General features: G+C 72.8%; 4 protein-coding genes and 1 pseudogene. 3 read left to right on the top strand and 2 right to left on the bottom strand.

Translation table 11 applies throughout. The features are described from left to right. Positions 1–1523, top strand: a pseudogene (locus MJ797_RS23110) (hypothetical protein); the annotation flags it as partial. Here the strand turns inward: MJ797_RS23110 and MJ797_RS23105 are convergent. Beyond that, the gene (locus MJ797_RS23105; protein ID WP_239341161.1) at positions 1501–2076 is read right to left on the bottom strand and encodes a DNA polymerase beta superfamily protein; all 576 of its coding nucleotides are present in this window, start codon (positions 2074–2076) and stop codon (positions 1501–1503) included. The pseudogene MJ797_RS23110 and the gene MJ797_RS23105 sit on opposite strands and share 23 nt — an antisense overlap. Before the next feature lie 380 nt (positions 2077–2456). Between MJ797_RS23105 and MJ797_RS23100 the strand changes: the two genes are divergently transcribed. Beyond that, positions 2457–2639 (top strand): hypothetical protein, encoded by a 183-nt coding sequence (locus MJ797_RS23100; protein ID WP_239341159.1) that lies wholly within the window; start codon positions 2457–2459, stop codon positions 2637–2639. Beyond that, positions 2639–4618 (top strand): HEXXH motif domain-containing protein, encoded by a 1980-nt coding sequence (locus tag MJ797_RS23095; protein ID WP_239341157.1) that lies wholly within the window; start codon positions 2639–2641, stop codon positions 4616–4618. Before MJ797_RS23100 ends, MJ797_RS23095 begins: the two co-directional genes overlap by 1 nt. A gap of 46 nt (positions 4619–4664) precedes the next feature. On the opposite strand, the gene fxsT is transcribed toward MJ797_RS23095, so the two are convergent. Beyond that, complete coding sequence (gene fxsT / locus MJ797_RS23090) at positions 4665–8171, bottom strand: FxSxx-COOH system tetratricopeptide repeat protein (RefSeq protein WP_239341155.1); 3507 nt, start codon at positions 8169–8171, stop codon at positions 4665–4667. Positions 8172–8249 lie beyond the last annotated feature (78 nt).

The raw sequence follows: 8249 nt of genomic DNA, 5'->3' as shown, positions 1-8249 counted from the left end.
TGGTCGCCGCCACCCGCATCTCGGTGACCGACTCCGCCATCGGGGAGGTCTCCTGCCCCGCCGAGGTCCTGGCGCCGCACGCCTCGATGGAATGCGTCGGCCAGTACACGACGACCAGCGCGGACGTGACCGCCGGCGGCGTCTCGAACAGCGCCACCCTGTCCCTGCTCCAGGTCGACGGAACGCAGGTCGTCCGGCAGGCGGCGGTGACCATCCCCTACAGCGGCCTCGTCCCCTCGATCCTGCTCGGCAAGACCGGCGCCAGCTTCTTCACCCGGCCCGGTGAGGTCCTGCCCTACACCTACCTGCTGGTCAACGGCCCGGTGGGAGTGCTGGACGTCCGGGTGACCGACGACAGGGCCTGCGCGGCGTCCTGTCCGTCGACCATTCTGACGCCCGGCGAGCGCATGACCTGTACGGGTGAGTACACGGTCACCGAGGCCGACGTCCTCGCGGGCGTCATCGTGAACACCGCGACCGTGTTCGCGACCAGCACCACCGGCCAGCGCCTTTCCCAGCAGGCCAGCGCGAGCGTGCCCTACGGGAACAACGCCCGGCTCTCGCTCACCAAGCAGGCGTCCCCGACCCAGTTCACCGGCCCCGGCCAGGTGATCACCTACACCTACCGGCTGATCAGCGCCGTCACGAGCCTGACGGACGTGTCACTGGTCGACAGCAAGGTCGGTCCGGTCACGTGTCCGTCCACGGAAATGCCACGCCTGCAAGCTCTCGTCTGTACCGCGCAGTACACGACGACCGCGGCCGACGTCCAGGCCGGCGGCGTCGTGAACAACGTGTACGCCGTCGGCACGGAACCCGATTTCAGAGTCATCACCCGGCGAACCACGGTGGCTGTTCCGTACACCGGGACAGCGGCGGGAATCCGGCTCGCCAAGATTGCGAGCCCGAAGACGTTCATCAGCCCCGGGCAGGTCATCAACTACGGCTACACCGTCACCAACGGGCCGGTGGCGGTGGTGAACGTGTCGCTGGTCGACGACGTGGTCGGGCCGGCCACCAGCCTGCCGCCCGGCGGGAGCATGAGCTGCCTGACGCAGTACACCGTCACCGAGGCCGACTACGCGGGCGGCCGGGTCCTCAACACCGCGACCGTCAACGCCACACCGGTCGGCGGGCCCACCCTGACCGCCATCGCCGACGCCGAGATCGTCGGACTGCCCGCGGCCGGTGCGATCGCCCTGGCGAAGATCGGACTCTCCGAGACCTTCACCGCGCCCGGTGAGACGATCACCTACGTCTACCAGGTCGCGAACCCCTCCCCGGTCCGGCTTTCGGGAGTCTCGCTGGTCGACGACCGCCTCGGCACGATCACCTGCCCGGCCAGCACGCTGGCGCCCGGCGCGACCATGGTCTGCACCGCGCCGTACACGACCACCGCGGCCGACGTCGCGGCCGGCGCCGTCGTGAACACCGCGGTGGTCACCGCGGTCCCGGCGGTCGGAGCACCGGTGGCCGCGGCCACCGAAGCCTACATGATCTTCAGGCCCGCTCCCCTCGTCTGATTCCCGGGCCGGTGTGCTGCCCGCGGACGTCCTCCGCGGGCAGCACACCGGAGGGCGGGCCGCGCGTGACCGTTCCGCGCCGCAGCCCCCGTGGAGACCCCCGACGTGCGAGAGCGCCTACGCCGGGGCGAGACGCGTGCTCAGGCCGCCCACCCCCAGGCCCGGCGGTGTGCCTTGGCGAGGTAGTCGTTGACCGCGTCGAGGTCCGGGCGGAGCGGAAGCGGGGACGACGCCCGAAGATCCGGGGGGCGAGGGCGCGCAGCCGGTCCCCTTCCTCGGTGCGGACGATCAGCGCGTCATCGGGCACCCAGAACAACAGCAGCACCGACGGGTTCCCGGCGACCGCGAGGCTCAGCCACTGCCGCAGGCTGTAGATCACCAGGTCGGTGTCGCCGGGGCCCGTGCGGGCGCCTTCCGGCTGGGTGCGGAACACGTAACGGGTGAACGCGTCCTCGGTCGACCCGTTGTGCACATCCACCGCCCGCAGACCGAGCGAGTACTCCGGGGGTTCGATCGAGACTCCCATCTCGTCCCGGTCGTCCTGGCCGTCCAAAGTCGTCCTGGCCGTCCAAAGTCGTCCTGGCCGTCCAAAGCGGTGCCGTGCACCACGGAGGCGGAACCGTTCCACGCCGGACCGTCGGCCGCGTGTTCGCGTCGGTGCGGCCTGGTCACCGCGCGACCGGGGCTCCGCGGGGAGGGCTCGTCGAGCACGATCGATCCGTCGGGCCGCTGGCGCGGCACGCCGCGTTCGCACCGCCGCACGTCACATCCGGGCGAATGGCGGGTTCTCGGCTCGGGCATCGTTAGTGCCCGTGCACGGTGCGCCATTGTGCGAGAATTTTCCCGCGGGCCCAGCTTTTCCTCGAGGCGGTGATCCGTGACCGTCGGTCGCGGCCGCCGGGGGTGGAGCCCGCGGAAGGGAACGGGGGCACGATGGTGAATGCTTTCACCGCCTGGGAGCTCGCCGACGTCCACGACCTCGGGCTGGACCAGCTTCGCGACAGCCCGGACGAGGCGCTGCGAACCGAGGTCGGCCGGCTGCTCGACTCTCTTGCTCGTGAGGCGACGGTCTGGGAAGCCAACGGCTGTGGGCAGCAGCGCCGGCCGGAGCTCTGATGGGGCATCCGCCATTCGATGGCGGCCGGCCGTTACGCGCCCTCGGCGCCCATCGGCTCTCCACCGGTGATCTCGACTCGTTGGCGCTGGGGTCGCTGGACTCCGGCATCATCCGGCGGCTGGCGAGATCAGAGATCAGCCGTCGGCGGATCGCTTTTCGCGCGGTCCTCGACCTGCTGCGCGAACAGCATCCGCGGTTGGGGCCGCTGCTACCGGTCGACGAGGTCTGGGATCTTCTCGTCGAGATCGAGCGGCAGGATGCCGCGGCTGCCCGGGCGGTGCTCGACCGGCCGCTCGCCGGAGCCTGGGCGGCGCGGCTGCTGCGCCGGTTGCGCGGATTGACGCAGGAGGACGTGCCGCTGTGGGTGGAGGTCGGCCACCTGCACGCGATGGCCGCCGCGGCGGCGGTGCGGGCCGGGTCCTCGATCGAGCTCCGGGTGCCGCTGCGGCGCGGCTTCGTCCACCTGCCCGCCGTCGGCCACGCCCGGCTGGGCTCCCCGGAGCCCTGGGACACCGCGGTCGTGCGCACCGTGGCAGCCGAGATCGACGTGGTCGGGCCGACGCGCCGGATCCGGTTGCGCCGCGACGAGCAGGACTTCCGCGTCGTCCGGCCCGCCGGCGATCCCCCCGGTGGCACGGGCGCTCCCGCACCGGACGACGGAAGCTGGTGGCCGGTCCACGTCGCCGGCCCCGTCGGTCTCGTCGTGGAGGACTGCGACCCCTACCGGATGTCCGGCCGGGCCGCGGAGCCACACCGCCTGCCCCCCGCCCGCACCGACCGGTGGGGACGGCTCCTCGCGGACAGTGCCGCCGTGGCGCGGGCCGGGCACCCGGACCTCGCCGCCGGCGTCGACGCGGTGATCTCGGCGGTGGTGCCGCTGCCCGCGGCGGCCCGGTTCCGCTCGTACAGCTCCACCTCGGGCGATGCCATCGGCAGTGTCGAGATGTCCGAGCCGCACGACGCGCTCGACGGCGCGGCCATGCTCGCCCACGAGCTCCGGCACGCCGTGCTCGGGATGCTCCTGCACGTGGTGGGGGACCTGGTCGATCCGGCGGCTCCCGTGCGGCCGCGGTACGCGCCCTGGCGGGACGATCCGCGCCCCCCGCGGGGGATGCTGCACGGTGTCTACGCCTTCTTCGGGGTCGCCGACTTCTGGCGGGTGCAGCGCGGCCTGTCGGTCGGTGACGACGCGATGCTCGGTCACTTCGAGTTCGCTCTCTGGCGCGCGGCAGTCTGCGACACCGCTGCCGACCTGCTGCGGGATCCGGCCCTCAGCGCGATCGGCCGGCGTTTTCTGACGGGGCTCCTCACCACGGCGCAGGCCTGGCTCTCGGAGCCGGTGCCGTTCGAGGCGGCCCGGCTCGCCGCCCTCGTCACGGCGGACACCCGGGCGCTGTGGCGAGCGCATCATCTCCGGCCGGCCCCGGCGGCCGTCGAACGCCTGGCCGACGCCTGGCTGACCGGCGGCGAACCCGACGCGGTCACGGTTCCCACCCGCCAGGTGCCCGACCGGGACGCGCGTGCCCTCGACACCCGGGCCGGCCTGGCTCGGCTGTGGCTGTCGGACCGGGACGAGCTACGCCGCATCGAGCGGGACGGTCCTGGTTGCGGCTACCGGCACGCCAGCCGAGCGGACTGCGCCCTCGTCGCCGGCGACCTGGTCACGGCGCGGGCCCGGTACGAGGCCCGGCTGGTGGACGTCGCCGACGACCGCCGCGCACTCGTCGGGCTGGGCCTCGCGCTGCGCGACGACACCGCCGCTGGACGGGTCCTGCGCGAGCGCCCCGAGCTGGTGTACGCGGTCGCGGTCGCGGTCGCCGTGGCCCGGGCCGGCCGGCGGCCGGACCCCGGCGCGCTGGCCGGCTGGCTCGCCCCCGTCACCGACACCGACACAGACACCGACACAGACACCGCCGACGAGCCGGCCCACGGCGAGGCCGACGAACGCCTCGCCGTGCCGCCGGCGCGGAGTGCCTAGCACCGAGCGGCGCCGCACGCCCCGAGACGGGGACGTCCGGACCCGATCACATCGGCATCGGGTCGACGTCGCAGTCGAGCCGGACCCCCGCCGCCACCTGCCGGCTCGCCGGATGGTCCTGGCCCAGCGCGGCGTCGAGCTGGGTGAGGGTCGTGGCCTGCAACTCCGCCGCCTCCTCCCGTCGGCCCAGCGCCCGCAGGTCGAAGGCGAGGTTCGCGGCGATCGCGAGCGTGGTCGGATGACGTGCGCCCAGCACCTCGGTGCACGCCGCGAGCGTCGCGCGGTCGCGCTCGAGCGCGTCGGCGAAACGGCCGAGCGCGTACAGGTCGCTGGCGAGGTTGGCAGCGCACGCCAGGGACGACGGGTGGGTCTCGCCGAGCCGCTGGACGAACCCGGCGAGCGTCCGCTCGTCCCGGTCGAGCGCCTCGTCGGGCTGGCCGGACAACCGGTCGATGAGGGCGAGGTTCACGGCGGCGGCGAGGGTGTGCGGGTGGGTCTCGCCGATCTGGTCCGCGTACCGCTGGTGGGTCAGTGAGCAGATGTCGCGCGCCTCGTGCAGCCGGCCGGCGTGCCGGAGGTCGATCGACAGGCTGAGCGCCGCGGCCAGCGCCGAGGGATGCAGTTCGTCGTAGCGGTCGGTGAGGCGTTGCGCGACGTCTCGGGAAAGCACCAGCGCCTTCTCGTGATGCCCGGCCTTGCGCTGCGCCGCCGCGAGGTCGTGGGCCGAGTACAGCCGGGCCGGGTGGTCGGCCGACTGGTGGAACAGGCGGCGGTAGCGGGCGTCGATCGTCTCCTGCGCGGCCAGGGCGCCCAGGTAGTCCCCCTGCTCCCGGCGGTCGAGCGTCAGCGCGGTCAACACGCCCAGGCTGCTGCCGTTGTCCTCGCCGTACAGCGCGACGGTGCGGCGCCAGGTCTCCTCGTCGAACTTCGCGGCCTCGGCGTAGCGGCCCATCAGCCGCAGGCTCACCGCGACGTTGCGGGCGGTGTTCACCGTCTCCGGGTCGTCGGGGCCGAACGCCCGGGTGGCTCGGGCGTTGGCGTCCTGCGCGACCTTCAGCGCCTCGGCGAAGTCGCCGTGCCAGCGCAGGTCAGCCCCGACGTTGCCCATCAGGACGATGGTCAGACCGGCATTCGGCCCGTTCACCCGGGCGGACAGCTCGACCGTCCGCGTGTTGATCTCGGCGGCCTCGACGTAGCGGCCGAGGGTGACCAGACCCCAGCCGAACCGCAGACCCAGCTGGAGGCTGTACGGGTCCTCCTCGCCGAAGCTCTCGTGCCAGGAGTCGCGCACGTCGCGGGCGAAGGCGTTGCTGACCTGGTGGTCGCCCCACGCCCAGAGGTAGTCGCAGATGTTGAGCAGCAGCTGGCGGACCCGAAGGTCGTCGCAGCGGTCGGTGTTCGTCGCGACCACATGCGGGTAGAGGTCCGCGTACACGCGCCAGAAGTCCGGGTTCTCGGGGTCGTTGGGGTCGCTGGCCGCCAGCAGCACGTGCGCGCCGTGCTTCATCCTGCCCTGCTCGGTCGAGGACATCCGGTCGATCAGGACCCGCTGGACCAGCCGGTGCATGATGATCGAGTTGTCCCGGTGGTCGATGCGGGCCAGCGAGTACCGGTTGATGTCCCGGATCGCCTGGCTGAGCTTCACCGGGTCGCGCAGCGCGGTGTCGAGCGCCGGCGAGATCGTCTCGTTGTGCGCGCGGGACAGCAGCTGCCGGGAGATCGGCGTCGGCGCGAAGTAGGCACACACCTGCAGCAGCTCTATCGCCGCCGGGTTGCTGGCCGAGAGCCGGTCAAGCGACATGTTCCAGGCTGCCGTGACGGGCAGCGGATAGTCCGCGGGTGGGGTGCCGAGCAGCTCGGTCAGCTTGTCCTCCAGAAGCCTCAGGTACTCGCCCGCGGTCATCCCGGTCTCGCCGAGCCAGGTCGCCGCCTGCTCGATCGCCAGGGGCAGGTCGCCGAGCGTCTCGGCAACCCGGTCGGCGTCCGTGTCGGCGAGTGCGACGCCCCGGCTGCGCAGCAGCTCGACGCTCTCCGACCGGTGGAAGGAGGCCACCTCCAGCTGACTGCTGACGTTCATCCACGCCGGATTGCGCGAGGTGACGAGAATGCGGCCGTTCGGGCCGGCCGGAAAGTACCGCCGCACCGGCTGCGGCTCGTCGGCGTTGTCGAAGACCAGCAGCCAGCGGTCGTAGGGCTTGCCGACCCGCAGCGCCTCGATGACCTGGCGGACGGCGATGTTCGCCTCGGTACCGGCCTCCAGCCCGAGCTCGCGTCCCAGCTCGATGAGAGCGTTGGCGATCTGGACGGTCTGCTCCGCCGGGATCCACCAGATGAGGTCGAAGTCGGTCAGATGGCGGTGCACGTACTCCGTCGCGAGCTGGGTCTTGCCGACTCCGCCGAGGCCGTGCAGCGCTTCGGGCAGCACCGTCGTGATCCCGTCACCGATCCGGGCGTGCAGCTGGCCGAGCAGGTCCTCCCGGCCGGTGAAGTGCGGGTTGCGAGGAGGTACGTTGCCCCAGACCCGCGGCAGCCGCCCAGCTGTCGGTGCCGGTCGGACGGTCAGGCCGGACGTCACGGATGATCCTCCTGGTACCGCGCTGCTCTCGTTACGGTCGGTCACGGGGTCGGCCACGAGCGCCAACGCTTCGTCGGCGCCGGATCCCGAGCGGTCCGTGCCTGCCATCCCACTCATAGTAGTCGTGATATCACTTTCAGTAGTTGGATGGAGTCGAGGTGTCGCGTCACCGCGGTCGGGCACGGCCGTTCCAGACCGGGCACCGCTGACGCGCGAACCGGGCGAGTTCCGGAGACCGTTCTCGCCGTTCTCGCCGGTCTCGCCGCCGCCGGACGCCGACACGACGGCCCGGTGGACCCGGTCGACGTCTCCCCTGCTGATCTGCGCCCGCAGCTGCCAGCGAACCTCCGGGAGCAGCTCGAACGACGCTCCGTCGACGAGCAATAGGCCGAAGGCGAGGACTTCGGAGAGCGCGGGCCGATCGGCCCCGGCTATCCCCACCACGGTGCGCAGCCCCGCGGAGTCGAGGAAGGGAGCGGCCGCGAGCAGCCCGGCGAGCCGCCGGGCGGCCGGCGAGGCGAAGGTGAAGAACCGGGTCAGCCGCTCCGCCGGCGCCAGCGCCTCGGGCGCGATCGCCGGGCGTGCCGCCCCGGCTCCGACGAGCACGGCCGTCGTCGTGAACCAGGTGGGTTCGGGTGCGCTGACGAAACGCGCCCAGGGACCCAGCCAGGACGGATCAAGCTCAACCACCGGGATCGCGGTGGTCGCGACGCCGGCCGGCGGTTGCAGGGGTTCGTCGACCAGGCCCTCCGACCACGGGAGCCCGTCGAACTCCCAGGACAGCACCCTGCCCGCGTCCCGCCGCCCCGCCCCCCGAAGCCGCACCCGCTCGACGCCGAGATCGGCCTGGTGCCAGACCCGGGCCGCCAGGACGTTCACGACCGCCACCGGCCCGGCGTCGGTCCAGCCCGCGAGTGCGCGCGCGGCCTGACCGGACCGCCACGCCGGGCCCAGACCGTCGGTGAGCACCCAGGTCATCTGGCGGCCACCGGGTCGGGGCGGCCGGCACCGCGGCTCCGCCGGCGCGGCGTCGCGCGGGCGCGACCGGCCGGTCGG

Source organism: Protofrankia sp. CiP3 (assembly GCF_917627345.1).
Taxonomy (GTDB): domain Bacteria; phylum Actinomycetota; class Actinomycetes; order Frankiales; family Frankiaceae; genus Protofrankia.
This window is presented reverse-complemented; position numbering and strand designations above follow the sequence as displayed.

What these genes read in the sequence shown, in the direction of transcription:
- fxsT (WP_239341155.1), bottom strand. Translation starts at nt 8,171, where the DNA reads ATGACCTGGGTGCTCACCGACGGTCTGGGCCCGGCGTGGCGGTCCGGT.
- MJ797_RS23095 (WP_239341157.1), top strand. Translation starts at nt 2,639, where the DNA reads ATGGGGCATCCGCCATTCGATGGCGGCCGGCCGTTACGCGCCCTCGGC.
- MJ797_RS23100 (WP_239341159.1), top strand. Translation starts at nt 2,457, where the DNA reads ATGGTGAATGCTTTCACCGCCTGGGAGCTCGCCGACGTCCACGACCTC.